Origin of the sequence: Kitasatospora sp. NPDC048540 (genome assembly GCF_040651175.1) — a bacterium.
Taxonomy (GTDB): domain Bacteria; phylum Actinomycetota; class Actinomycetes; order Streptomycetales; family Streptomycetaceae; genus Kitasatospora.
In genome coordinates this window covers 52,934-77,045 of the sequence record NZ_JBEZIR010000015.1, presented here as the reverse complement: position 1 = coordinate 77,045, position 24,112 = coordinate 52,934, and the positions used below count along the sequence as shown (strand labels likewise).

General features: G+C 73.1%; 19 protein-coding genes. 6 read left to right on the top strand and 13 right to left on the bottom strand.

The features are described 5' to 3' along the window. The first annotated feature begins 97 nt into the window (after positions 1-97). Entirely contained in the window at positions 98-676 is a 579-nt protein-coding gene (locus tag AB0D08_RS09165) for a Uma2 family endonuclease (protein ID WP_033819911.1), read from the top strand. On the opposite strand, the gene AB0D08_RS09160 is transcribed toward AB0D08_RS09165, so the two are convergent. The 6 genes from AB0D08_RS09160 to rsmI form a co-directional block, all read right to left on the bottom strand. Continuing rightward, positions 657-1,580 (bottom strand): 4-(cytidine 5'-diphospho)-2-C-methyl-D-erythritol kinase, encoded by a 924-nt coding sequence (locus tag AB0D08_RS09160; protein WP_359887227.1) that lies wholly within the window; start codon positions 1,578-1,580, stop codon positions 657-659. The genes AB0D08_RS09165 and AB0D08_RS09160 overlap by 20 nt on opposite strands. Next, positions 1,577-2,458, bottom strand: a complete 882-nt coding sequence (rsmA, locus tag AB0D08_RS09155; RefSeq protein WP_033819909.1) for a 16S rRNA (adenine(1518)-N(6)/adenine(1519)-N(6))-dimethyltransferase RsmA — start codon at positions 2,456-2,458, stop codon at positions 1,577-1,579. Before rsmA ends, AB0D08_RS09160 begins: the two co-directional genes overlap by 4 nt. Positions 2,459-2,580: 122 nt before the next feature. After that, positions 2,581-3,459 carry a TatD family hydrolase gene (locus AB0D08_RS09150; RefSeq protein ID WP_033819908.1) on the bottom strand — a complete coding sequence of 293 codons (879 nt, stop codon included), beginning with the start codon at positions 3,457-3,459 and terminating at the stop codon, positions 2,581-2,583. A gap of 1 nt (position 3,460) precedes the next feature. Beyond that, positions 3,461-5,080: a methionine--tRNA ligase gene (gene metG / locus AB0D08_RS09145; RefSeq protein WP_359887226.1), complete on the bottom strand. Its 1,620-nt coding sequence runs from the start codon at positions 5,078-5,080 to the stop codon at positions 3,461-3,463. Positions 5,081-5,159: 79 nt separating this feature from the next. Then, positions 5,160-5,597 carry a hypothetical protein gene (locus tag AB0D08_RS09140; RefSeq protein ID WP_051812166.1) on the bottom strand — a complete coding sequence of 146 codons (438 nt, stop codon included), beginning with the start codon at positions 5,595-5,597 and terminating at the stop codon, positions 5,160-5,162. A 269-nt stretch (positions 5,598-5,866) separates the two neighbouring features. Continuing rightward, positions 5,867-6,712 (bottom strand): 16S rRNA (cytidine(1402)-2'-O)-methyltransferase, encoded by an 846-nt coding sequence (gene rsmI, locus AB0D08_RS09135; RefSeq protein WP_359887224.1) that lies wholly within the window; start codon positions 6,710-6,712, stop codon positions 5,867-5,869. Positions 6,713-6,828: 116 nt separating this feature from the next. On the opposite strand from rsmI, the gene AB0D08_RS09130 reads away from it, so the two are divergent. Continuing rightward, on the top strand, positions 6,829-8,631 hold the full coding sequence (locus tag AB0D08_RS09130; RefSeq protein ID WP_359887222.1) for a phospholipid carrier-dependent glycosyltransferase: 1,803 nt from the start codon (positions 6,829-6,831) through the stop codon (positions 8,629-8,631). A 128-nt stretch (positions 8,632-8,759) separates the two neighbouring features. Beyond that, positions 8,760-10,439, top strand: a complete 1,680-nt coding sequence (locus AB0D08_RS09125; RefSeq protein WP_359887220.1) for a penicillin-binding transpeptidase domain-containing protein — start codon at positions 8,760-8,762, stop codon at positions 10,437-10,439. 29 nt (positions 10,440-10,468) lie between these two features. Here the strand turns inward: AB0D08_RS09125 and AB0D08_RS09120 are convergent, their stop codons facing one another. The 5 genes from AB0D08_RS09120 to AB0D08_RS09100 all read right to left on the bottom strand — a co-directional run bounded on the left by AB0D08_RS09120 (position 10,469) and on the right by AB0D08_RS09100 (position 17,107). Then, complete coding sequence (locus AB0D08_RS09120) at positions 10,469-11,794, bottom strand: glycosyltransferase 87 family protein (protein WP_051812164.1); 1,326 nt, start codon at positions 11,792-11,794, stop codon at positions 10,469-10,471. Between the two features lie 113 nt (positions 11,795-11,907). Further along, positions 11,908-13,395 carry an amino acid permease gene (locus tag AB0D08_RS09115; RefSeq protein WP_033819905.1) on the bottom strand — a complete coding sequence of 496 codons (1,488 nt, stop codon included), beginning with the start codon at positions 13,393-13,395 and terminating at the stop codon, positions 11,908-11,910. Positions 13,396-13,597: 202 nt separating this feature from the next. Then, entirely contained in the window at positions 13,598-15,130 is a 1,533-nt protein-coding gene (locus tag AB0D08_RS09110; protein WP_359887218.1) for a penicillin-binding transpeptidase domain-containing protein, read from the bottom strand. Continuing rightward, complete coding sequence (locus AB0D08_RS09105) at positions 15,130-16,482, bottom strand: FtsW/RodA/SpoVE family cell cycle protein (protein WP_359887215.1); 1,353 nt, start codon at positions 16,480-16,482, stop codon at positions 15,130-15,132. Before AB0D08_RS09105 ends, AB0D08_RS09110 begins: the two co-directional genes overlap by 1 nt. Positions 16,483-16,606: 124 nt before the next feature. After that, positions 16,607-17,107 carry a DUF1269 domain-containing protein gene (locus AB0D08_RS09100; RefSeq protein WP_033819903.1) on the bottom strand — a complete coding sequence of 167 codons (501 nt, stop codon included), beginning with the start codon at positions 17,105-17,107 and terminating at the stop codon, positions 16,607-16,609. Between the two features lie 256 nt (positions 17,108-17,363). On the opposite strand from AB0D08_RS09100, the gene AB0D08_RS09095 reads away from it, so the two are divergent. Both AB0D08_RS09095 and AB0D08_RS09090 read left to right on the top strand, forming a co-directional pair. Further along, positions 17,364-18,719 (top strand): VWA domain-containing protein, encoded by a 1,356-nt coding sequence (locus tag AB0D08_RS09095; RefSeq protein WP_033819902.1) that lies wholly within the window; start codon positions 17,364-17,366, stop codon positions 18,717-18,719. Positions 18,720-18,721: 2 nt separating this feature from the next. Next, entirely contained in the window at positions 18,722-19,651 is a 930-nt protein-coding gene (locus AB0D08_RS09090) for a hypothetical protein (RefSeq protein ID WP_063794337.1), read from the top strand. Positions 19,652-19,748: 97 nt separating this feature from the next. Here AB0D08_RS09090 and AB0D08_RS09085 read toward each other — a convergent pair whose 3' ends face one another. Next, on the bottom strand, positions 19,749-20,201 hold the full coding sequence (locus tag AB0D08_RS09085) for a MarR family transcriptional regulator (RefSeq protein WP_359887212.1): 453 nt from the start codon (positions 20,199-20,201) through the stop codon (positions 19,749-19,751). 164 nt (positions 20,202-20,365) lie between these two features. Here AB0D08_RS09085 and AB0D08_RS09080 point away from each other — a divergent pair, with 164 nt between their 5' ends. Beyond that, entirely contained in the window at positions 20,366-21,565 is a 1,200-nt protein-coding gene (locus tag AB0D08_RS09080; protein WP_033819900.1) for an MFS transporter, read from the top strand. A 72-nt stretch (positions 21,566-21,637) separates the two neighbouring features. On the opposite strand, the gene AB0D08_RS09075 is transcribed toward AB0D08_RS09080, so the two are convergent. After that, positions 21,638-23,908 carry a family 2 encapsulin nanocompartment cargo protein terpene cyclase gene (locus AB0D08_RS09075; RefSeq protein WP_199520311.1) on the bottom strand — a complete coding sequence of 757 codons (2,271 nt, stop codon included), beginning with the start codon at positions 23,906-23,908 and terminating at the stop codon, positions 21,638-21,640. Positions 23,909-24,112: the final 204 nt, after the last annotated feature.

The window sequence follows — 24,112 nt, the reverse complement described above, 5'->3', positions numbered from 1 at the left end:
CTCCCCAGCCTAGTGGGCGCCCAACCTGGCCCGGGTCGGTGCACCGGCGCGGTACCGTGCGAATGTCACACGGCGAACCCGACGGCGGAGGTGTGCGGTGACCGCGATCGAGGACCGGCCCCAGATGCTGTCCGAGGAGTTCGAACGGATCGCTCTGGCGGCCGAGCGTGAGGGCATCCGGATGGAGTTCATCCACGGGCGGATCGGAGTCAAGGCGGTGCCCGACGGCGACCACGACGAGATCATCCGCTGGGTGATGGAGCAGTGCATGCAGCAGCGCCCGGACCTGTGGCTGTACCCGGAGCGCGGCTTGCGGGTGGAGACCTACCGCAAGGGCCACGCCAAGCCGGACGGCACGCTCGCTCCGAAGGGCAGCTTCGCCGGCCAGGGTGAGTGGGCCTCCGCCGAGCGGGCCCTGATGGTGGTCGAGGTGACCTCGTACGACACCGACACCGACCGCCGCGACCGGGACCAGAAGCCCCGTGCCTACGCGGAGACCGGCATCCCGGTCTACCTGCTGGTGGACCGGGACAGCTGCGAGGTCCTGGTGTTCAGCGAGCCCGAGGACGGCACGTACGTCAGCCTGGTGCGCCGCCCGTTCGGCAAGGCCGTCGCACTGCCGGACCCGGTCGGGATCGCGCTGGACACCGAGCCGTTCAAGGCCTGGGTGCGCTGACCTCGGCTCCCGGGACCGGGCCGTACGTCGCGTGGGCGGCGCGGCAGGTGCCGGAGGCCAGCAGGGCCCGGGCGACCGACTCGGCCGCCTCCGCGTCCTTGGCCAGGAAGGCGCAGGTCGGGCCGGAGCCGGAGACCAGGGCGGCCAGCGCGCCGGCCTCGGTGCCGGCCCGCAGGGTGTCGGCGAGCGAGGGGCGCAGCGAGAGCGCGGCGGCCTGGAGGTCGTTGGCCAGCGCCTCGGCGAGCGCCACCGGGTCGCCGTCGGCGAGGGCCGCGAGCAGGGCCGGGTCGGCGTCCGGGGTGGGCACCTCGGCCTCGGTGGAGCCGGTGCCGGCCTCGTCCCGCAGGCGGTCGCACTCCCGGAAGACGGCCGGCGTGGACAGGCCGCCGTCGGCGACCGCGAACACCCAGTGGAAGGTGCCGCTGGCCGGCAGCCGCTCCAGCAGCTCGCCCCGGCCGCGCCCCAGCGCGACCCCGCCGACCAGCGCGAACGGCACGTCGGAGCCCAGCTCGGCGGCCAGCTCCAGCAGGGTCTCCAGCGGGGTGTCCAGCCCCCACAGCGCGTCGCAGGCGACCAGCGCGGCCGCTCCGTCCGCGCTGCCGCCAGCCATCCCGCCGGCCACCGGGATGGCCTTGTCGATGTGCAGCCGCACGTGCGGCTCGATGCCGTGGCGGGCGGCCAGCAGCCGGGCGGCGCGGGCGGCCAGGTTGGTGTCGTCGAGCGGCACCTGCGCGGCGTCGGGCCCGGAGCAGGTGAGCGTGACGCCCTCACCGGGGGCGGCGGTGACCTCATCGCCGAGGGCGACCGCGAAGAAGACGTTGGCCAGGTCGTGGAAGCCGTCGGCGCGCAGGCCGCCGACGCCCAGCTGGACGTTGACCTTGGCGGGGACCTTGACCGTGATCACTGTGCGTCCGCCTTCGGCTTGTGCTCGGCGATGGCGGCGAACTGCTCGACCGTCAGCATCTCGCCGCGCAGCTTGTGGTCGATCCCGGCCCCGGCGAGCGCCTGCTCGGCCGCGGCCGGGGAGCCGGCCCAGCCGGCCAGCGCGGCGCGCAGCGTCTTGCGGCGCTGGGCGAAGGCGGCGTCGACCACCGCGAAGACCTCCTGGCGGGAGGCGGTGGTGGCGGGCGGCTCGCGGCGCACCAGCGAGACCAGGCCGGAGTCGACGTTGGGCGCGGGCCAGAAGACGTTGCGGCCGATCGCGCCGGCCCGCTTCACCTCCGCGTACCAGTTGGCCTTGACCGAGGGCACCCCGTAGACCTTGTTGCCGGGCTTGGCGGCGAGCCGGTCGGCGACCTCGCTCTGCACCATCACCAGGGTGCGCTCGATGCTGGGGAAGGTGGCCAGCATGTGCAGCAGCACCGGGACTGCGACGTTGTACGGGAGGTTGGCGACCAGCGCGGTGGGCGCCGGGCCGGGCAGTTCGGTGACCTCCATGGCGTCGCTGAGGACCAGGTCGAAGTCCTTGGCGCGGGCCGGCATCCGGGCCTCGATGGTGGTCGGCAGGTGCTGGGCCAGCAGCGGGTCGATCTCCACCGCCGTGACGTGCGCCGCGACCTCCAGCAGCGCGAGGGTGAGCGAGCCGAGCCCGGGCCCGACCTCCACCACCGCGTCCTCGGCGGTGACCCCGCCGGCCCGCACGATGCGCCGGACGGTGTTGCCGTCGATGACGAAGTTCTGCCCGCGCTGCTTGGTCGGCTTCACGCCCAGCGTGGCGGCCAGCTCCCGGATGTCGGAGGCGCCCAGGAGGTGGCTGTCAGGGGTGGGGTCGGTGGTGCTCACCCGCCAAGGATACGGGCGGGGCGGGTGCTCACAGTTCGACGACCTGCTTCAGACCGATCTCGACCGGGTACGGCACGTCGTACGTCCGGCCCCTGGACGGCGGACGCATCCAGTCGGTCGGCTCAGTAGGCGAAGGCGCGGGCCGTGTTGGCCGCGATCATGGTGGCGAGCTCGTCCTCGTGCAGCGACAGCGTGTCGGCCATCGAGCGCAAGGTGACCGGGATCAGGTACGGCGCGTTGGGGCGGCCCCGGTAGGGATGCGGGGTCAGGTACGGGGCGTCGGTCTCCACCAGGATCCGGTCGAGCGGGGTGGCGGCGAGGGCGTCCCGCAGTTCCTGGTTGGCCTTGAAGGTGACCGGGCCGGCGAAGGAGAGGTACCAGCCGTGTTCGGCGCAGACCTTGGCCATCGCGGCGTCGCCGGAGTAGCAGTGGAAGACGGTGCGCTCGGGCGCGCCCTCGGCCAGCAGCAGGTCGATGACGTCCTCGTGGGCGTCGCGGTCGTGGATCACCAGGGCCTTGCCGTGCCGCTTGGCGATCTCGATGTGCCGGCGGAAGGACTCCTTCTGGATGTCCACCCCCTCCGGCCCGGTGCGGAAGTAGTCGAGGCCGGTCTCGCCGACCGCCTTGACCTGCGGCAGGGCCGCCAGCCGGTCGATCTCGGCGAGCGCCTCCTGGAGCGCCGCGTCGCCGCCCGCGCCGCGGTGCTGCCGGGACCAGCCGTCGCCGTCGCCGAGGACCAGCCGGGGAGCCTCGTTGGGGTGCAGCGCCACGGCGGCGTGCACCTGCTCGAACTCCCCGGCCAGGTCCGCGGCCCAGCGCGAACCGGCCACGTCGCAGCCGACCTGGACGACCGCGGTCACCCCGACCGAGGCGGCCTTGGCCAGCCCCTCGGCCGGGGTGCCGGACTGCATGTCCAGGTGGGTGTGCGAGTCGGCCACCGCCACCGCCAGCGGGGCGGGCAGTGGCGGCGGGGTGGTGCGGTCCGCGTCCTTCTTCGCCATGTCAGGCAGCAGGCTTCTCTTCGAGGCGGGGGAAGAGGATGTCACCCTTGGTGACCTGCGACCCGGCGGGCAGCCGGCCCCAGTCGGCGACGGTGCCGATGGTCTGCCCGGCCAGCGAGCCGAGCGAGGCCTCGGCGCCCAGCGACTCCCAGAGCTTCTCGGAGCTCTCCGGCATCAGCGGGTTGAGCAGCACGGCGGTGGCCCGCAGCGCCTCGGCCGCCGTGTAGAGGATGGTGGCCAGCCGCGCCTGCCCCTCCTCGGAGGTGTCCTTGGCGACCTTCCAGGGCTCCTGCTCGGTCAGGTAGCCGTTGACCAGCTTCACGAACTCGAAGACCGCCGCGATGCCGCCGGCGAAGTCCAGCTCCTCGCCGATCTTCTGGTCGGCGGTCTTCGCCGCGGCGGCGAGGCCCTCGGCGACGGCCTGCTCCGCGGCGCCCGCGGCGGTCGCGGCCGGCAGCACCCCGTCGAAGTACTTGCCGACCATGGCCGCCACCCGGGAGGCCAGGTTGCCGTAGTCGTTGGCCAGTTCGGAGGTGTACCGGGCGGTGAAGTCCTCCCAGGAGAACGAGCCGTCGGTGCCGAACGGGATGGCCCGCAGGAAGTAGTACCGGTAGGCGTCCACACCGAAGTGCGAGGTGAGGTCCTGCGGCGCGATGCCGGTCAGGTTGGACTTGCTCATCTTCTCGCCGCCGACCATCAGCCAGCCGTTGGCCACCACCCGCTTGGGCAGCGGCAGGCCGGCCGCCATCAGCATGGCGGGCCAGATCACCGCATGGAAGCGCAGGATGTCCTTGCCGACCAGGTGCACCGAGGCCGGCCACAGCTCGGCGAAGCGCTCGGGGTCGGAGCCGTATCCGGCGGCGGTGATGTAGTTCTGCAGCGCGTCCACCCACACGTAGAGCACGTGCTTCTCGTCCCAGGGCAGCGGGACGCCCCAGTTGAAGGTGGAGCGGGAGATCGAGAGGTCCTTGAGGTCCTGCTCGACGAAGCGCAGCACCTCGTTGCGGGCCGAGGCCGGCTGGATGAAGTCCGGGTTGGCGGCGTAGAACTCCAGCAGCTTCGGCCCGTAGGCGGAGAGCCGGAAGAAGTAGTTCTCCTCCTCCAGCCACTCGACCGGCTTCTTGTGGATCGGGCAGAGCTTCTCGTCCTCGGTCGCACCGGGCAGCAGCTCGCCGGGGAGCTTGTACTCCTCGCAGCCGACGCAGTACGGGCCGGAGTAGCCGCCCTTGTAGATCTCGCCCTTGTCGTGCAGGTCCTGGACGAACTCCTGCACCCGGGCGGTGTGCCGCTCCTGGGTGGTCCGGATGAAGTCGTCGTTGGCGATGTTGAGGTGCCGCCAGAGCGGCTTCCAGGCCTCTTCCACCAGCTTGTCGCACCACTCCTGCGGGGAGACGCCGTTGGCCTCCGCGGTGCGCAGGATCTTCTGGCCGTGCTCGTCGGTGCCGGTCAGGTACCAGGTCCGCTCGCCGCGCTGGCGGTGCCAGCGGGTCAGCACGTCGCCCGCCACCGTGGTGTACGCATGGCCCAGGTGCGGGCGGTCGTTCACGTAGTAGATCGGGGTCGTGACGTAGTACGCCGAGCGCGGGGCGTCGGTGGTGGTGTCGTCTGCAGTGGCCGCCATGGTCAGAAATCTTAGCCGCGCGAAGGAACCACCCTCGACCGGTTAACGGGCGGGCGGCTCCCGCGCGCGGCCGTCGTCGTCAGGACCCCTGGTCGGTGTGCCGGGCCGCACGCCGGAACCAGCGCCGCCGGGCCTCCGTGTGCGGCAGCAGGGCGGGCGGCGGGGTGGCCGGACCGGCGTGCGAGGGGTAGCCCGGCGCGGTGTGCTCCTGGTGCTCGGCGCTGGCCACCCGGCCCTCGCGCATGATCCGCACGGTGTGTCCGCCGCACCCCGGGCAGCTCGGCTGGCGCAGCGGGGACGGCACCCGCACGCCGTTGGCGTGGTACTCGAAGACGATGTGGCCGTCCTGGGCCACGTGGTGCTCGATGTCGTAGGCCTGCTCCCAGCCGTAGCCGCAGCTCAGGCACGCGAAGGAGTAGGCCTCCCGGACGGTCTCGACCGGGGTGCGGGTCCGGGTGGTCAGTCCGGGGCCGCTCGGTGCGTTCCCACTCAGAGGGCTACCGATCGTGTCGCTCATAGCCGTCTCCCAGTGCCCGCCGGGCGAGGCGCCCGGCTCGGGTCTTTCCATCCCAGGAAATGCCCGGACGGCCCCGCCCGCTACCCGGCTTGTCAACTCTTGGGCCCGAATTGGCGAGCGTTGTACCAACTCGCGGTCAAAGCTTCGCGAGCCGGACGTTTGCGGGGTGCTTCCCTCCAAGGTACGCGCCGCCGTGGCTGCGGGCACCCGCGCCGAGCTGCGGTTTTCCGCCCGGCGCAGCGCGGGCGCAGCGCCGGTGCAGCGCGCGCTCAGCCGCTGTTCTTGGCGGCGACCACGGCGTCGAAGACCTCGCGCTTGGGCAGGCCGAGCTCGACGGCGACGGCCGCGATGGCCTCCTTGCGGCGTTCCCCGGCCTCTTCCCGGACGGCCACCCGGCGGGCCAGCTCTTCGGGCCCGAACTGCTCCGGGGCGGCCGGCGGGGCGCCCGCCACCACGACGGTGATCTCGCCGCGGACACCGTCGGCGGCCCAGGCGGCCAGCTCGGCCAGTGGCCCGCGCTTGACCTCCTCGTAGGTCTTGGTGAGTTCGCGGCAGACGGCGGCCGGGCGTTCGGCGCCGAAGGCCTCGGCCATCGCGGCGAGGGTCTCGGCGATCCGGTGCGGGGCCTCGAAGAACACCATGGTGCGCGGCTCGGCGGCGACCTCGGCCAGCTGCCGGGAGCGGTCGCCCGCCTTGCGCGGCAGGAAGCCCTCGAAGGTGAAGCGGTCGACCGGCAGGCCGGACAGCGCCAGCGCGGTGAGCACCGCGGACGGGCCGGGCACGGCGGTGACCTTGATGTCCGCGGTGACCGCCGCGTCCACCAGCCGGTAGCCGGGGTCGGAGACCGAGGGCATGCCCGCGTCCGTGACCAGCAGCACCCGGGCGCCGCCGAGCAGCGCCTCGACCAGTTCGGGGGTGCGGGCCACCTCGTTGCCCTCGAAGTAGGAGACCACCCGCCCGGCCGGGGTCACCCCGAGCGCCTGGGTGAGGCGGCGCAGCCGCCGGGTGTCCTCGGCCGCGATCACGTCCGCCGAGGCGAGCTCGGTGAGCAGCCGGGGCGGCGCGTCCGCGACGTCGCCGATGGGGGTGCCCGCAAGTACCAGTACTCCTGTCACCCGGCCATCCTCGCAGGCGCGGGGGCCGGTACGGACCTGTGGCCGATTCGGGGAGCAATCGGGCAGCTGCGGAGGTAGGGGTACCGCTCTCACCCCGCGCCCCTACGATGTGGCGCGTGAGCGGCGACATCGCACCCCCGACGCCCGTGGGCGTGGACCACCCCGAGCAGGCCGGCGTGGCCGTGCTCGACGCGGCCGGGGTCCCGGCCGCGCGCACGGCCCCCTCGGGCTGGGCCGGGCGGCTGGCCGGCCTCGGCTACCCGGCGCCCCGGCGCCCGGATCCGGCGGAGTTCCTGGTGCCGCCGATGCCGGACGGCCCGGGGGTGACCCCGCGGCGGGTGCCGCCCTCGCCCCTGCTGCTGCGGCTCGGTCTGCAGTTGCCGGGTCCGCTGTGGTCCTGGCTGTGCCGCTGGTCGGGCTGGCTGGGCCCGCTGCTGGTGGCGGTGTTCGGCGGGGTGCTGCGGTTCGCCGGCCTCGGCGGCCCGCACGCGCTGATCTTCGACGAGACGTACTACGCCAAGGACGCCTACTCGCTCTGGCGCGGCGGCTACGAGACCAGCTGGGCGGACGACGCCAACTCCCAGATCATGGCGCCGCACCAGACCATCCCGTACCGGGCGGACCCGGCGTACATCGTCCACCCGCCGGTCGGTAAGTGGATCATCGGGATCGGCGAGCAGCTGTTCGGCATGCATCCGTTCGGGTGGCGGTTCATGACCGCGGTGCTCGGGACGCTGTCGATCCTGATGCTGGCCCGGATCGGCCGCCGGCTGTTCCGCTCGACCCTGCTGGGCTGCGTGGCCGGGCTGCTGCTGTCGGTGGACGGGCTGCACTTCGTGCTGAGCCGCTCGGCGCTGCTGGACCTGGTGGTGATGTTCTGGGGTCTGGCCGCGTTCGGCTTCCTGCTGCTGGACCGGGACCGGACCCGGGGGCTGGTGGCCCGCCGGCTGGCCGAGCGGCCGGGCGGTGACTGGCTGTTCACCGGCTGGCGCCCGTACCGGCTGGCCGCGGCGGTCAGCCTCGGCCTGATGACCGCCACCAAGTGGAGCGGCCTGTACGTGCTGGTCGCGTTCTGCCTGCTGAGCGTCGCCTGGGACATGGGCACCCGGAAGGTGGCCGGCAGCCGCCACTGGGCCGTCTGGGGGCTGTGGGACGCACTGGTGGCCGGCCCGCTGATGCTGGTGATCACCGTCGGGGTCTACCTGGCGTCGTGGACCGGCTGGTTCCTGAGCAGCACCGAGCCCGGCAAGGGCGGCTACGGCCGGGACTGGGCGGCCACCCAGCCGCACGTCCTGCCGGACCACCTGCTCGGTCTGCCGATGCCGCAGTTCGAGGCGCTGCGCAGCCTGTGGCACTACCACCAGACCATGTACGACTTCCACGTCGGCCTGGTCAGCCCGCACACCTACCAGTCGAACCCGTGGAGCTGGCTGGTGGTCGGCCGGCCGGTGTCCTTCTTCTACGAGTCGCCGAAGTTCGGCGAGTCCGGCTGTACCGCCAACGAGTGCGCCCGCGAGGTGCTGGGCATCGGCACGCCGATCCTGTGGTGGGCGGGTGTGGTGGCGCTGGCGTACTGCCTGTACCGGTGGCTGCTGCGGCGGGACTGGCGGGCCGGGGCGGTGCTGTGCGGGCTGGCCGCGAGCTACCTGCCGTGGATGTTCTTCCAGCAGCGGACGATCTTCCTGTTCTACGCGGTCGCCTTCGTGCCGTTCGTGGTGCTCGCGGTGACCATGATGATCGGCGCGATGCTCGGCCCGGCCGGTGCCTCGCCGGACCGGCGGCTGGTCGGCGGCGCGGCGGCGGGCCTGCTGGTGCTCGCGGTGATGTGGAACTTCCTGTACTTCTACCCGCTGTACACCGGGCAGACGATCCCGATGGACGACTGGCGCGGCCGGATGTGGTTCACCAGCTGGATCTGACCCGGTCCGGGCCCGGTCGTCTGTACCAGCTGTGTCACAGGTGACGTGTGGTGCCGGGGTGGACGCGAGGTGTGTGCGTAGGGTGTCAGGGCCGTCCATCGGCCTGATCACACGGGGGAACACACACCATGAACAAGGGCGCCAAGATCGGCATCAGTGCGGTCGCCACAGCCATGCTGGCGGTGGCCGGCTACGGGGCGTACAACATCGCCACGGCGGTCGGCGGCGGCGCCAAGGCGGGCCCCCGCACGGTGGTCGCCGAGGCGCCCGGTGCGGACGCGGCGGCGGCCGGGGCCAAGGCCTTCCTGGAGGCGTGGGCCAAGGGCGACCTGGAGGCGGCGGCGGCGCTGACCGACGCCCCGGGGGACGCGGTCACCACCTTGGGGGCCTTCCAGCAGAAGGTGGCGCCGACCGCGATCACGCTCACCCCCGGTGGCCCGGCCACCGCCGCCCCGGCCGCCTCCTCGGCGCCGTCCGCCCCGGCGGGTACGGCGTCGGCCGCCCCGGTGCCGGACCACCAGGTGCCGCTCTCGTTCAAGGCCAAGGTCGAGTTCGCCCAGACCGGCACCGCCTGGAGCTACGACGGTGTGCTCGGCATGGTGAAGATGAGCGACGGCAAGGCGGCCGTGCACTGGATCCCGGGCGTGGTCCACCCGAAGCTGGGCCCGGGCGAGTCGATCGCGGTCAAGCCGGTCACCGCGCAGGCCACCACGGTGGTCGACCGCCACAACAAGGCACTGAACTTCCCCTCGATCACGGCGCAGCTGGGCCAGATCAAGGCGCCGGCGCCGGACGGCTCGGCCACCGCCGGCAGTGCCGTGGTGATCAGCGACGACACCGGCAAGGCGAAGCCGGAGACGGTGTTCACCATCGTCGAGCCCAAGCCCGCGCCGCCGTTGAAGCTCACCATCGACGCCGACCTGCAGAAGGCCGCCGAGGCGGCCGTCCAGGAGGCTTCCAAGGGCGGCACGCTGAAGTCCTCGATCGTGGCGGTCGAGCCCAGCACCGGGAACATCCTGGCCTTCGCCAACGCCCCGACCAACGGCCAGAACCGTGCCTTCGGCGCCTCCATCGCCCCTGGCTCCACCATGAAGGTCATCACCTCGGCGGCCCTGATGGAGGCCGGGGTCACCCCGGACACCCCGGTGGCCTGCCCGGACGGCACCAACGTCGGCGGCCAGGACTTCAAGAACGACTTCCCCGACGCGCACCTGGACTACAAGTTCCGCCAGGACTTCGCCCAGTCCTGCAACACCGCCTTCATCAACGAGGGCAAGGCGCGGCTGAAGAACGACACGCTGCCCGCGATGGCCAAGGACGTGTTCGGGCTCGGCCTGGTCTGGCAGACCGGCCTGTCCAACTTCGACACCGCCGTCCCCGCCCCCAAGGGCGCCAACGAGATGGTGGCCGAGTTCATCGGTCAGGGCCGGATCCAGACCAACTCGCTGGCCATGGCCTCGGTCTCGGCCACCGTGCAGAGCGGAACGTTCCGCCAGCCGATCCTGATCGCGGGCCTGCCGCAGACCCCGGCCAAGCGTCAGCTGTCCGCCGACGTGCTGACCGGCCTGCGGACGGTGATGAACGAGACCGTGCGCACCGGCACCGCGGCCAAGCTGATGTCCGGCATGGCGTCCGGCGCCGGCGCCAAGACCGGCACGGCGGAGGTCGGCAACCAGGCGGCCGCCAACAGCTGGTTCACCGCCTTCCGGGGCAACCTGGCGGTCGCCGCCGAGGTCGAGGCCGGCGGGCACGGCGCCGACGCCGCCGGTCCGGCCGCCGTGAAGCTGCTGCAGATCGGCAACGGCTGAGCCCGGTGGCCGGGCCGTCCGCCCGGTCGTCACACCCCGGCCAGCACCGCCGGGGTGTGGCGGCTCCCCCGTCCGCCGCGCCAGCCCCAGCTGTGGGTGGCCAGCCGCGGCCAGATCACCAGGACGGTCGGCAGGGCGAGATAGCCGAAGCGGCCCGCCGGGGCGAGCATGAAGGCCACCGCCAGCCCGGCGGCCAGCAGGTCGCAGGCGGCGACCGCGGAGGTCGGCGGGTAGGCCAGCAGCCACAGCGCGACGGCCAGGCCCGCCAGGCACAGCAGGGTGAGCGAGATGGTGTGCCCGGTCGGGCCGAGCCCGGCCAGCACCTTGCCGGGCAGCGGGCTGCCGGCCGGGGTGTGCACGGCGGTCAGCCCGAGCGGGAAGCGGACCACCTGCTCGCGCAGCTCGCGGCCGGCGCTCAGCGCGGTCGGCAGGATCACCGCGACGGTGACCGAGAGCGCCACCACGGCGGCGCGGGCGGCGGGCCGGCGGCCGTACAGCCGCCACAGCAGCAGCACCGCGACCGGCAGCGCGGGCCAGGCCGTCCACTTGAGGGTGCAGGCCAGCGCCAGGACCAGCCCGGCGGAGACCGGACGGCCACGGGCGGCGAGCGCCATCGCCAGGCAGCAGACGCCGATCAGCGGCAGGTCGACCCCGCCGACGGCGAGGGCCAGCGCGATCAGCGGGGAGGCGGTCAGCGCGGCGAGCGGGAGCAGCGGCGCCCGGTCGGGGGTGGCCGGGCGCAGCAGCCGCCAGCAGGCCAGCAGGCAGACCAGCAGGGTGGCGGCGAACCAGATCCGGGCGTCGCCGAGCACCAGGGTGACCGGGTTGCCGGAGCCGAGGGCCGCCCGGGGCATCCCGAACAGGGCCATCGCCGGCAGGTACGGGTTGTAGTCGGTGACCTGGACCGGGTCGGCCAGGTACGGGCTGCCGGTGTGCAGCAGCAGGTGGGCGGAGCGTTCGACCACCATCACCTCGGACTGGTGGCGGCCCTGGACCGCGAGCAGGATCAGCGGCGCCAGCACCGCGCCGGCCAGCGCCACCAGGGCGGCGGCCCGCGGGCCCAGGCGTGGCGGCAGGGTGAGGCACAGGAGGGCGGCCAGCGCGTAGGTCGGGGCGGCGACGGTGCCCCAGAAGACCTGGTTGGAGAGGTCGGAGACGAGCGGGAACGCCTCGGCCCAGCCGGCCGCGACCAGGCAGCCGAGGGCCTGGACGCCCCGGTGTCCGGCCCACCGGCCGGGGTCGCGGCCGCGTGGGGCGCGCTGTCGGGGGACCTTCCCGTCGCCGCCTGAGCCGTGGCTCCCGCGCACGGCGCAGTCGGCCTGCCCGGCGGGGGACTGCGGACGTGTGCTCACCATGGCAGGAAGATTAGGCGGTTGCGTGTGCGCTGTCCCCGCACTCGGCGCGCTTGTTCTGTGGAGCTTCGGCCCGGGTGGGGGCCGCCGGCCTTCGCCGGCGGCCCCGGACCGGCTCAGCGGTCCGCTGCCGGGTCCGTTGCGGAACGGGTTAGGGCGAGCTTCGAGTGCTTGACGCTGTACCCGAAGTACACGACGGCGGCGACCGCCAGCGCCACGCCGAAGGCGGCGAAGGTGGTGCCGTGCAGCCCCTTGATCAGGTAGATGCAGAAGCCCAGGCTGGCCAGCGGCACGACCGGGAAGAGCGGCACCTTGAAGCCGCGCGGCAGGTCCGGCTGGGTACGGCGGAGCACCATGACGCCGACGGACACCACCGAGAAGGCGACCAGGGTGCCCAGGCTGGTGAGGTCGGTCAGCACGTCCAGCGGGACGAAGGCGGCCAGCAGGGCCACCGCGACGCCGACCACCAGGGTGTTCCACACCGGGGTGCCGGTCCGCGGGGAGACCTGGGCGAAGCGCGGGGGCAGCATGCCGTCGCGGCCCATCGAGTACAGGATCCGGGTCTGGCCGTAGATCACCACCAGGGTGATGCTGAAGATCGACACGATCGCGCCGAGCGCGAACAGGGTGGCCGGCCAGCTCTGCCCGGTGACGTCCTGGAGGATCTGCGCGAGCCCGGCCTGCTGGCCCTCGAAGTCCTGCCAGGGCTGCGCGCCGACCGCGGTGACCGCGACCGCGACGTACAGCAGGGTGACCACCACCAGGGCGATGATGATCGCCAGCGGGAGGGTGCGGCGCGGGTTCCTGACCTCCTCGCCGGCGGTGGAGACGGCGTCCAGGCCGATGAACGAGAAGAAGATGCTGGAGGCGGCCGCGCTGATGCCGCTCCACCCGTGCGGGGCGAAGTTGCTGAGGTTGTCGGCCTGGAAGCCGGTCAGGCCGATCGCCACGAAGAGCACCAGGATCGCGATCTTGATCCCCACCATGACGGTGTTGACCTTGACCGACTCGCTCACCCCGCGGATCAGCAGCGTGACCACCATCGCGACCAGGATCACCGCGGGCAGGTTGAAGTACCCGCCGCCGCCCGGCGGGTCGGCCAGCGCGGCCGGGATCCGGAAGCCGAACACCAGGTCGAAGAACTTGTTCAGGTACTCGCCCCAGCTGACCGCGATGGCCGACGCCGACACGCCGTACTCGAGCAGCAGGCAGACCCCGACGCCGAAGGCGACCAGCTCGCCCATGGTGGCGTAGGCGTAGGAGTACGAGGAGCCGGAGACCGGGATCGCGGACGCCATCTCGGCGTAGCACAGGGCGGTCAGCCCGGCCGTGACCGCGGCCAGCAGGAAGGACACCACGACGGCCGGTCCGGCCTGCGGCACCGCGTCGCTGAGCACGAAGAAGATGCCGGTGCCGACGGTCGCGCCGATGCCGATCGCGGACAGCTGCCAGAGCCCGATCGAGCGCCGCAGGTGGATGCCGGAGCGGTCGCCGCCCTCGGGGGCGCCGGCGGCCGGAGCCTCGCGCCCCTCGCTCTCGGCGATCAGGGTGGCGACGGGCTTGCGTCTGAGGACTTGCCGGCTGAGGGCGGTCTTGCTGGCCAAAGCACGGATCTTTCCGGTCGGGGGGAGAGTGGATCGCGCGGCCGGTCACCCGGCGGCCTGGGGGTGCCACAGACGGGACCAACCGAACAAAGATGGGACAGTACCCCGCGAAAGCACCAGTGGTGCAATCGGCACCCGGCAGGGTCCGGCTTGTACGGATCGTCGCGTGTCGATGGACATTTACGGACATATCTCCGCGAAGTCAGCCCTCGTCCAGGACCGCCTGCATGACGGACCGGGCGATCGGCGCGGCCAGCCTGCCGCCCGTCACATCGGTGGCGTCGCTGTCGGCGACCACCACCGCCACCGCGACCGGAGGCGGGCCCGCCGACCCCGCCGGGCGGGCCCAGGAGATGAACCAGGCGTACGGCACCCCGGAGTTGCCGACCCCGTGCTGGGCTGTGCCGGTCTTGCCGCCGACGGTGGCGCCGGGGATCCGGGCGGCCCGCCCGGTGCCCTGCTCGACCACGTCCGTCATCAGCCCCTGCACCTGCCCGGCCACCGCCGCGCCCATCGCCTCCTTGTAGAGCTCGGGCCGCATGACCTGGACGGCGGTCCCGTCGGACTTCGTCAGTCTGTCCACAAGCTGTGGATACATCACCCGGCCGCCGTTGGCGACGCCCGCCGCGACCATCGCCATCACCAGCGGGGTGGCCGCGGTGTCGAACTGGCCGATCGAGGAGAGTGCCAGCTGCGAGGGCTCCATCTCGGTGTCGAAGTTGCTGCGCGCGGCCCGGACCGGGACGTCCAGCGACGCGTCGTTGAAGCCGAAGTTCTCGGCCATCGACACCATCCCCTCCTGCCCCACCTGCACCCCGAGGTAGCCCAGCACGCTGTTGCAGGACAGCACCATCGCGGTGTCCAGCGGCAGGTCCGGCCGGTCGCACGCCGCGGTGTCGTTGACCAGGGTGGTGGTGGTCCCGGGCAGCACGTACGGCGAGGGCGCCCCGGTGGGCGCGGCCGGGTCGCTCACCACGCCGTCCTGGAGCGCGGCGGCGGCGGTGACCACCTTGAAGGTCGAGCCGGGCGGGTAGATCTGACGCAGCGCCCGGTTGAGCATCGGCTGGTCCGGGTCGGCCTGCAGCCGGTCCCAGGCCCGCCGGTCGGCTGCGCCGGAGCCCGCGAAGCTGCCCGGGTCGTACGAGGGGGTGCTGGCCAGCGCGAGGATCCGGCCGGTGGCCGGCTCGATCGCGACGACCGCGCCCTGCTGGCGGCCGAGGCCCTTGACCGCGGCATCCTGGGCCGCCCGGTCGAGGGTGGTGACCACGTCCCCGCCGGGGTTCTGCCGGCGGCTGACCGCGTCCCACAGCGCCCACCCGGCGAGCCGGCTGTCGGTGCCGGAGAGCAGGTCGTCGTAGACGCCCTCGAGCTGGGTGTTGCCGTACGTCTGGGAGGAGAAGCCGGTGACCGCGGCGTAGCGCGGGCCGTCGGTGTAGGTGCGCTCGTAGTCGAACCGCCCGCCGGTCGGGGTGGAGCCGGTCACCGGCTGCCCGTCCACCAGGATGTTGCCGCGCGGCTGGTCGTAGCGCTGCACGGTGAGCCGCTGGTTGGCCGGGTTGTGGTCCAGCTCGTCCTTGCGGAACACCTGGACCCGGGTGGCCTGCGCGATCAGCGCGACGATCAGCAGCACGCAGAAGGTCCCGGCCCGCCGGCCGGTGGTGGAGATGCCCGGCAGGCCCTGCGGGCCGCCGCCCGGGGAGCCGGGTCCGCCCCGGGACCGGCCGCGGCGGCGCATCAGGCCGCCTCGGCGGGCGGCGGCCGGCGGGCCAGGTCGCTCATCCGCACCAGCAGCGCCACGATGATCCAGTTGGTGACCACCGATGAGCCGCCCTGGGCGATGAACGGCAGCGTCATCCCGGTCAGCGGGATCAGCGCCAGCACCCCGCCGGCCACCACGAACACCTGCAGCCCGACGATGGCGGCCAGGCCGATCGCCAGCAGCCGGCCGAACGGGTCGCGCAGCGCGATGCCGGTGCTGAAGCCCCGGGAGATCAGCAGCGCGTACAGCAGGAAGACCGCCGTCAGGCCGGCCAGGCCGAGCTCCTCGCCGATGGTGGCGAGGATGAAGTCCGACTTGGCCGCGAAGCCGATCAGGATCGACCGGCCGACGCCGAGACCGGTGCCCAGCAGCCCGCCCCAGGCGAAGGCGAACAGCGACTGGGCGATCTGGTTGGGCCCCTGGCCGGCGGCGATCGAGCCGAGCGGGTCCAGCCAGTCGGTGACCCGGCCGTGCACGTGCGGCGAGAGCCAGCCGACCCCCGCCGCCCCGACCGCGGCCAGGAACAGGCCGATCGCGATCCAGCCGCTGCGGGCGGTGGCCACGTACAGCATCACCACGAACAGGCCGAAGAAGAGCAGCGAGGTGCCCAGGTCCGTCTCCAGCACCAGGACGGCCACGAAGGCCGCCCAGATCAGCAGCACCGGCCCGATCACCCGCCCGCGCGGCAGCTGGAACCACAGCACCCTTCGGCCGGTCAGGGCGAGCGCGTCCCGGTGCACGGCCAGGTAGGCGGCGAAGAACACCGCCAGCAGGATCTTGGCGAACTCGCCGGGCTGGAAGGAGAGCGGACCGATGGTGATCCAGATCCGCGAGCCGTACACCGGCGGGAAGAAGATCGGCAGGACCAGCAGCACCAGGGCCGCCAGCGCGCCCACGTAGGCGTAGCGCTGCAGGATCCGGTGGTCGCGCAGCAGCAGGACGACCGCGATGAACAGCGCCACCCCGAGGGCCGACCACAGCAGCTGGGTCGGTGCGGCCGCGCTGCCCGGGGTGGCCCGGTCCAGCCGGTAGATGACGACCAGTCCGATCCCGTTCAGCAGGATCCCGATCGGCAGCAGCAGCGGGTCCGCGTACCGGGCCTTCCAGCGCACCACCGCGTGGGCGAGCAGCGCAAGGACGCCGAGCGCGGTGCCGTACCCGGCGGCGTCGGAGGGCACCCGGCCGTCCAGGTTGGCGCCGACCTCGGCGTAGCCGAAGACCGGGATCAGCACGGCTGCGACGAGCAGGGCGAGTTCGGTGTTGCGCCGGGTGCGGACCGGCCGTCCGGCGGGGGCGCCGGCCCGGGCGGTCGCCGAGGGTGTGGCCACGGGCCGTCCTGTCCTGCTTCAGGTCCTGCTTGCGGTCCTGCTCGTGTGCTGTCCCGGGATGCGGACAGGGGCGGACCGGGTCGCCGCCCGGTCCGCCCCTGTCCGGCCGCTGCGGCCGGCCGGCTCAGACCGCGGCGCCCTGCGCGGCCTTGACGGCCTCGCGCAGGTGCTCCTCCTCCTCGGTGGTCAGCGAGGTCTGGATGATCTCGCCGCCGAACGGCGCCAGCGCCGGGACCACCTTGTCCGCGGTCGCCTTGCGGACCAGCAGGAAGACGGCGGCGCTGCCCGGCTGGAGGTGCTGGCCGACCTGGCGCATGAAGGTGTCGTCCACCCCGACGTCGGCGGACGCGCCGACCGCGGCGCCGGTGGCCCCGCCGAGCGCCGCGCCCAGGAACGGCATGAAGAACAGCAGCCCGATCACCCCGCCCCACAGCGCGCCGGTGGCGGCGCCCGCGCCGGTGGTGGAGACCATCTGGTGCAGCTTGATCTTCCCGTCCTCGCGGCGCTCCACGACCACGATGTCCTCCAGCTCGATCAGCTTCTGCTTCTGCAGGCCGACCGTCTCGTCCCGGACCTTCTGGGCGGTGGCGAGGTCCGGGTAGGCGATGGCGAAGAGGTTGCTCACGGGCGGGGTCCTTCCGGCGGGTGCGGGGGCCGGGCCCTTCGGTCGGGCTCCGGTCCGGCTCTTCGAGCACCCTAACGAGAATTAGCCATATTTATAGGGCTTCCTGTCGGCGTGTCCGATATTGCCGGACCGCCGCACCCGCCCGCCGCGCCGCCCGACCTCCCCTCGGCGGTGTCCGATCCCTTCCCGGGCAAGGGAAGTTCGCGGATCCGGTGCACATTGGGTGTTCCCAGTTGATGATCCATAGGATCGGGCCGTGACGACCACCAGTTCCCGACGGCCGGCCCGGCCGGCAGGCCTGCTGGCCGCACTGGCGATAACCGCCGGTGCGGTGCTCAGCGGCCTCCCGGCCCACGCCGACGAACCCAGCGGCGGCGCACCCGCCGCCACCCGCGAGGCCCCCAAGGTCGACCTCGTCCTCGACGTCAGCGGCTCCATGCGGGCCGAGGACATCCAGGGCAAGAGCCGGATCTCGGTCGCCCAGAAGTCGCTGAGCGACGTCATCGACGCGCTCCCGCCGGAGGCCGACTTCGGCATCCGCACCCTGGGCGCCACCTACCCCGGCAACGACAAGACCGAGGGCTGCAAGGACACCAAGCAGCTCTTCCCGGTCGGCAAGACCGACAAGGTCGAGGCCAAGACCGCGGTGGCCACCCTGCGGCCCACCGGCTGGACCCCGATCGGCCTGGCCCTGCGCGGCGCGGCCCAGGACCTCGGCGACGGCCCGACCACCCGCCGGGTGGTGCTGATCACCGACGGCGAGGACTCCTGCGCCCCGCCGGACCCGTGCGACGTGGCCCGTGAGCTCGCCGCCCGGGGCATCCCGCTGGTCGTCGACACCCTCGGCCTCGCGCACGACGACAAGACCCGCCAGCAGCTGCTCTGCATCGCCAACGCGACCGGCGGCACCTACACCGACGTGCGCACCCAGGAGCAGCTGACCCAGAAGGTCAAGCAGCTGGTCGGCCGCGCCGCCGACACCCACAACGTGACGCCCGCCAAGGCTTCCGGCACCGACAAGTGCGAGACCGCGCCGGTGCTCACCCCCGGCGTCTACACCGACCGTGAGAAGTTCTCCGAGCACCGGGTCTACCGGGTGCCGGTCAAGGCCGGCCAGGAGCTGCGCGCCTCGGTCAGCGTCACCCCGGACCGGGCGGTTGCCCGGGACTACGGGGTGCTGCTGCAGGCCACCGACACCGCGGGCCAGGAACTGGTCCGCGGCAGCGACGCGGGCAGCGGCCGGACCGACGTCGCCTCGACCGGCGTGCGCTGGTCGGCCCCCGACGCGCCGGACGCCTCCGACAGCCCCTCCGCCCCCTCCGGCAAGTCCTCGGCGGCGGCCTCCGCGGCCGGCCGGCCCTCGGCCGACGGTACGGTCTGCCTGATCGTCAGCAACTCCTTCGCCGCACAGCCCGGCGTGCAGGCCGACCCCGGCCTGCCACTGGAGCTCACGGTGGACGTGGCGGCCGCCTCGCCCGCCCCCGACGGTCCGGCCATGGGCCTGGGCCGCGGCTGGATCCTGCTGCTCACCCTGACCCTGGCCGGCCTGCTCACCGGACTGGTCTTCGGCTGGGTGGCACGCTGGCGAATCGCCGTCTGGCGGGAGAACTGACGATGCGTACCACGATGCGTACCCCGCTCAAGGCCCTGCGGGCCGGGCTGCTCGCGCTCGGTCTGACCGCGCTCGCGGCCCCGGCGGCCTCGGCCGCCTCGCCCTCCGCCTCACCGTCCCCGTCCGCGTCGGCCTCGGCCGGCCCGGTCACCACCGCGGGCACCACCTTCCTGACCGCCGCCACCCTGGCGCCCGGCCAGGACGCCACCGTGGCGGCCTCCACCGGTGACTACCTGTACTGGGCGTTCGCCGCTTCCGAGGGCCAGACCGACACCGTGCAGGTCAACGTCACGCTGCCGCCCTCGGCGGACCGGACCGGCCCGCAGACCTGGTCGGTGGAGCTGTTCGACGGTCTGCGCCGCCGGCAGTCCTGCACGGCCGGCCCGCAGAACGCCACCGCCCAGCAGAGCGCCGCCTCGGTGGGCCTGAGCTGCACGCTCCGGCAGATCCGGTCCTGGGCCGAGCCGTGGTCGGGCGACCCGCTGCCGGGGACGTACTACGTCCGGCTGTCGGTCGGCGACGTGCCGCAGCCCGACCTGGGCCTGGCCGCCCAGGTGCAGGTGCACATCACCGCCAAGGGCGGGGCGGACGACGCCCAGCCGGAGGGCGGTTCGCTGAAGGCGCCGCTGGTGCCGCCGGTCAACGCCGGTTCCACCGCCGCCCCCGGCGCCGCGGCGACCGGCAGTGCCGCGCCGAACGCGGCGGCCTCCCGGGCGGCGGCCCCGGCGGAGCCCGAGTCGCACTGGTACTCGGACGTCTTCTCCGGCTGGAACACCCGCTGGTTCTGGACCATCGCCGGCGGGGCGCTCGCCGCGCTGGCCGGTGTCGCGGGCTACACGCTGACCCGCCACCCGCGCGGGCGCCGCCCGGCCGGGCCGGTCCCGGCCCAGCGCCAGCCGCACGCCCCGCAGCCGGACCCGTACCGCAGCTGACGGGAACCGCCCGTACGACACCGAAGGCCCGGCCGGAGTCCGCTCCGGCCGGGCCTTCGGCGTTGCCGCCTCCGGTCCGCAGCCGGGGGCCGGCCGCTCAGTCGCCGGCGGGGACGGTGGCCCGGACGGCGGCCACCAGCGGGGCGAACTCGGGCCGCTGCCCGGCGGTGTCCAGCGCCTCGCGCAGCGCGGTGTCGTTGACCGGGCGGGCCAGCTCCAGCAGGGCGAGGCCCGCCGGGGTGAGGTCGGTGTAGATGCCCCGGCGGTCGGTGGCGCAGAGGTAGCGGGTGAGCAGGCCGCGCTCCTCCAGCCGGCTCACCAGCCGGGTGGTCGCGCTCTGGCTGAGCACCACGGCCTCCGAGAGCTCGTGCATCCGGAAGTGGCCGCCCTCGCCGTCGTGCTGGGCGCTGAGCACGTCGAGCACCGAGAACTCGCGGACGCTCAGCTCGTGCGCGGCCTGCAGGGCCCGTTCGACGTGCGTCTCGATCCGGCCGTGCAGCGCGGACAGCGCACACCAGCCCTGGGCGAGCGCGGGTTCGGGTCGGCTCATCGGGACTCCCTCCGGGGTCGTACCGCCCAGGGTAGTCGACGCGCGCAATATCCGGCGTGGGCAATATAAGGCACAAGCCGATATCACGCGTTTGCAAGTATCGGCGCGTGCAATTACTGTCGGAGCCCGTACCCCCGTTCGCCACCACACCGAGAGGCTCCCCCATGCCACTCGCCCTGCTCGCGCTCACGATCGGCGCCTTCGGCATCGGCACCACCGAATTCGTGATCATGGGACTGCTGCCGGACGTCGCCGCGTCCTACGGCATCCCGATCCCCACCGCCGGCCTGCTCACCACCGGCTACGCGCTCGGCGTGGTGGTCGGCGCGCCGGTCCTCGCCGTGCTCGGTACCCGGATCAGCCGCAAGCGCATGCTGATGGCCCTGATGGGCCTGTTCATCGCCGGGAACCTGGTCTCCGCGGCCGCCCCCACCTTCGGCGTGATGCTCACCGGCCGGGTGATCGCCTCCCTGGCCCACGGCGCCTTCTTCGGCATCGGCTCGATCGTCGCCGCCCGCCTGGTCGCCCCGCAGAAGCAGGCCGGCGCCATCGCCATGATGTTCACCGGCCTGACCGTCGCCAACGTGGTCGGCGTCCCGCTCGGCACCCTGATCGGCCAGCAGCTCGGCTGGCGGATCACCTTCGTCCTGGTCGCCGCACTCGGCGTGCTCGGCCTGCTCGGGGTCGCCGCCCTGATCCCCCAGGACGAGCGCCCCCGCCGCGGCGAGGCCCGGATCCGCCGCGAGCTGGCGGCCTTCCGCAACGTCCAGGTGGTGCTCGCGATGGCGATGACCGTGCTCGGCTTCGGCGGCGTGTTCGCGGCGATCACCTACATCAGCCCGATGATGACCGAGGCCGCCGGCTACGCGGACGGCTCGGTGACCTGGCTGCTGGTGCTGTTCGGGCTGGGCATGGTCGCGGGCAACCTGGTCGGCGGCCGCTACGCCGACCGCAGGCTGATGCCGATGCTCTTCGTCGCGCTCGGCTCGCTCGCCGTGGTCCTCGCCCTGTTCGCCTTCACCGCGCACAGCAAGCCGCTCGCCGCGCTCACCATCCCGCTGATCGGCGCCTTCGGCTTCGCCACCGTCCCGCCGCTGCAGAAGCGCGTCCTGGACCAGACCGCCGACGCCCCCACCCTCGCCTCCGCCGTCAACATCGGCGCCTTCAACCTCGGCAACGCGCTCGCCGCCTGGCTCGGCGGACTGGTCCTCACCGCGGGACTCGGAGCGACCGCCCCCAACTGGGTCGGCGCCCTGCTGGCCGCCTCCGCACTGGTCCTCGCCGTCGTCTCGGTCACCCTGGAGCGCCGCTCCCGCGACCGCTCCCCCGCAGCCACCCGCCCCGAGCCCGCACCGGTCGGCTGAACCGGCCGGCCGGCCCCGGCCGCCGGGGCGCCACCCGTCCACGGGGAACGGGCGGCGACCCGGCGGCGCGGATCAGCCGCCCGCGCCGAGGAGTTCGAGGATCCGGGCCGCCGAGGTGCCGAGGCCGCTCGGCCGGCCGAACCCGGCCCTGCCGCCGGGGACCTCCGGCGGTGCCTGCGGCAGCCCGCCGCCGAAGTGCCTGACCAGATCGGCCTCACCGTAGCGACGGCACTCCCGGTGCCACTCGAGGATCCCGGCGAGCCAGTTCTCCAGCTCCACCACGTAGCCGTCGAGGACGTCCCGCGCCTCCGGGCCCAGGTCGTACCCCTCGTACAGCAGGGGCAGTTCGACCTCGGCGACGTGCTGGAACTGCCGCATCCGCGAGGTCATCAGATCGTGCACCATCGCCAGCGCGGTCGGGTAGTCGCAGTCGAAGAAGTTCTGCACCACCAGCACGCCGTTGTGGATCTCGCCCTCGTACTCGATCTCCTTCTGGTACGAGAACACGTCGTTCATCAGGCAGGCGTAGTCGGCGGCCGCGTTCTCCAGCGAGCGCAGCGGGCCGCTCCGGTAGACCTCCGGCGGGACCTCGTTGCCGTGCCCGAGCCGGCACAGGCTCATGGTCAGGTCCGAGCCGAAGGTCGCCCGCCGCATCTCCAGGTAGTCGACCGGGTCGGGGATACGGTTCTGCGCCTGGTTGGCCAGCTCCCAGAGCCAGCTGTCGGTCATCGACTCGACCGTCGTGCGGAACCTGCGCCGGGCCTCCACCGTCATCGGCCCGGCGGTGCGCCGCCAGAGGTCGGCGAGCGCGCGCTCCATCGGCGTCAGCGGGACCGGCATGGCCTCGGCGTCCACCGGCATGAAGGCGGCCAGCCGCTCGGTGCAGGCCTTCGCGCCGGCCAGGTCACGGGAGCGGCCGAACACCACCGGGTAGTAGTCGTCGGCGTAGGTCCCCCAGGTCAGCCAGGCCGAACTCAGGTCCAGCTGCTCCGGCGAGGCGTCGGGGTCGATGCCGGCCGCGCAGAGCGGGAAGTCGTAGTCGACCAGCTTCTCCTCGCTCCAGATGTGCGAACCCGGGTCCCCCGGCTGCACGTCCAGCAGGCCCATCTCCCGCGCCCAGCCGACCACGTTCCCGCGGGCACCGTCCAGGTACGGGCTCAGCCTGACCTCGAACGGCATGAAGAACTCCGGCAGCCGCGACGGCCCGACCTCCTGGTGCGGCACATGGCTGTGGCTGCGCCGGCGGCTGCCCGCGTCCAGCAGCCCGGCCGCCCGGCCCAGGTCGGCGGCCGAGGTGCCGATCCCGCCGATCCGGTACGGCTCCCAGTGGGTGGCCGCCGCGGCGCCGTCCGCGCTGCCGTTCATGTACCGGCTGGAGCGCAGGTGCCACTCGTGGCCGCCGGCCTGCCAGTCCTGCAGGCCCTTGACGTACGCCATCACCCGGGCCGTGCCCAGCAGGTCCAGGCCCGTCTCGGCGAAGAGCGGGGGGAGTTCGGTGAAGACGGTGTTCTCGAACTGCTGGAGCCGCGAGGTGAGCAGTTCGTTGACGGCGTCCGCGGCCTGCTGGGTGGTGCAGTTCAGGAAGGTCTCCAGGACCAGGACGCCGTTGCTGAGCTCGCCCTCGTCCAGGATCTCCCGCTCGTACGAGAACAGGTCGTTGCGCAGGTGCACGCCGTCCGAGAAGGCGTCCCTGAGCACCCGCAGCGGACGCGAACCGGCCACCGACGCGGGCACCTCGGCCTGCGCCGCGTACTCGATCAGGCCGGCCGACCAGGGCGCGCCGCCGACCTTGCGGCGCATCTCGATGTACTCCACCGGGTTGGCGATCCGGTGGATGTTGATGTTGGCGAGCTCCCAGTCCGACTCGTCGAGCAGGTTACGGGTGCTCTCCGCGAAGCGCTGCCGCCACTCCATCGACATGCTCGGCACGGTCCGCGCCCACAGGTCGGCCAGCCCCGCCTCGACCGGGTTGGTCGGCTCGGGGAAGCCGGCCGCGAGGTCCATCGGCATGAACGCCGGCAGCCGGTCCAGGTACGCCTTGCCGCCCTCGCGGTCCTGGGTCCGCTTGAAGAACTCCAGGAAGTGGTCGTCGAAGAAGAAGACCCAGACGTACCAGTCCGTCACCAGCGAGAGCGCCGGGCCGTCGCAGTCGGGATGGGTGTAGGCGCAGAGCAAGGCGTAGTCGTGCGAGTCGAGGTCGTGCTCGTCCCAGACGCCCGACCCCTCCAGCATCCCCATCTCACGGGCCCACCGCTTGGTGTGTTCCCGGGCCTCCTCCAGATGGGGGTTGAGCCGGGCCGGATACGGCAGGTAGAAATCCGGCAGTTCAAACGGCTGCGACACGTGCGTCGGCCCTTCGTCGACGATGGCGGCACCATGACATCAACGAGGGCGGACAGCACTGGGCCCGGAATTCCGGCACCGTCGCACAGGCCGGTCCCCCGATGATCCGTCACGAGGCTAGGCGCCCGGCGCGGCCGACCCCGCCGAGCGCCCCCAATCTCGCCCGATCGGGTGAAAGTCCTTGCCAACAAAGGGATCGCGGTG

Excerpts from the sequence above, each read along its gene's own strand:
- AB0D08_RS09150 (WP_033819908.1), bottom strand. The coding sequence starts at position 3,459 with ATGGCGAAGAAGGACGCGGACCGCACCACCCCGCCGCCACTGCCCGCC.
- metG (WP_359887226.1), bottom strand. The coding sequence starts at position 5,080 with ATGGCGGCCACTGCAGACGACACCACCACCGACGCCCCGCGCTCGGCG.
- AB0D08_RS09140 (WP_051812166.1), bottom strand. The coding sequence starts at position 5,597 with ATGAGCGACACGATCGGTAGCCCTCTGAGTGGGAACGCACCGAGCGGC.
- AB0D08_RS09125 (WP_359887220.1), top strand. The coding sequence starts at position 8,760 with ATGAACAAGGGCGCCAAGATCGGCATCAGTGCGGTCGCCACAGCCATG.
- AB0D08_RS09120 (WP_051812164.1), bottom strand. The coding sequence starts at position 11,794 with ATGGTGAGCACACGTCCGCAGTCCCCCGCCGGGCAGGCCGACTGCGCC.
- AB0D08_RS09110 (WP_359887218.1), bottom strand. The coding sequence starts at position 15,130 with ATGCGCCGCCGCGGCCGGTCCCGGGGCGGACCCGGCTCCCCGGGCGGC.
- AB0D08_RS09090 (WP_063794337.1), top strand. The coding sequence starts at position 18,722 with ATGCGTACCACGATGCGTACCCCGCTCAAGGCCCTGCGGGCCGGGCTG.
- AB0D08_RS09085 (WP_359887212.1), bottom strand. The coding sequence starts at position 20,201 with ATGAGCCGACCCGAACCCGCGCTCGCCCAGGGCTGGTGTGCGCTGTCC.
- AB0D08_RS09080 (WP_033819900.1), top strand. The coding sequence starts at position 20,366 with ATGCCACTCGCCCTGCTCGCGCTCACGATCGGCGCCTTCGGCATCGGC.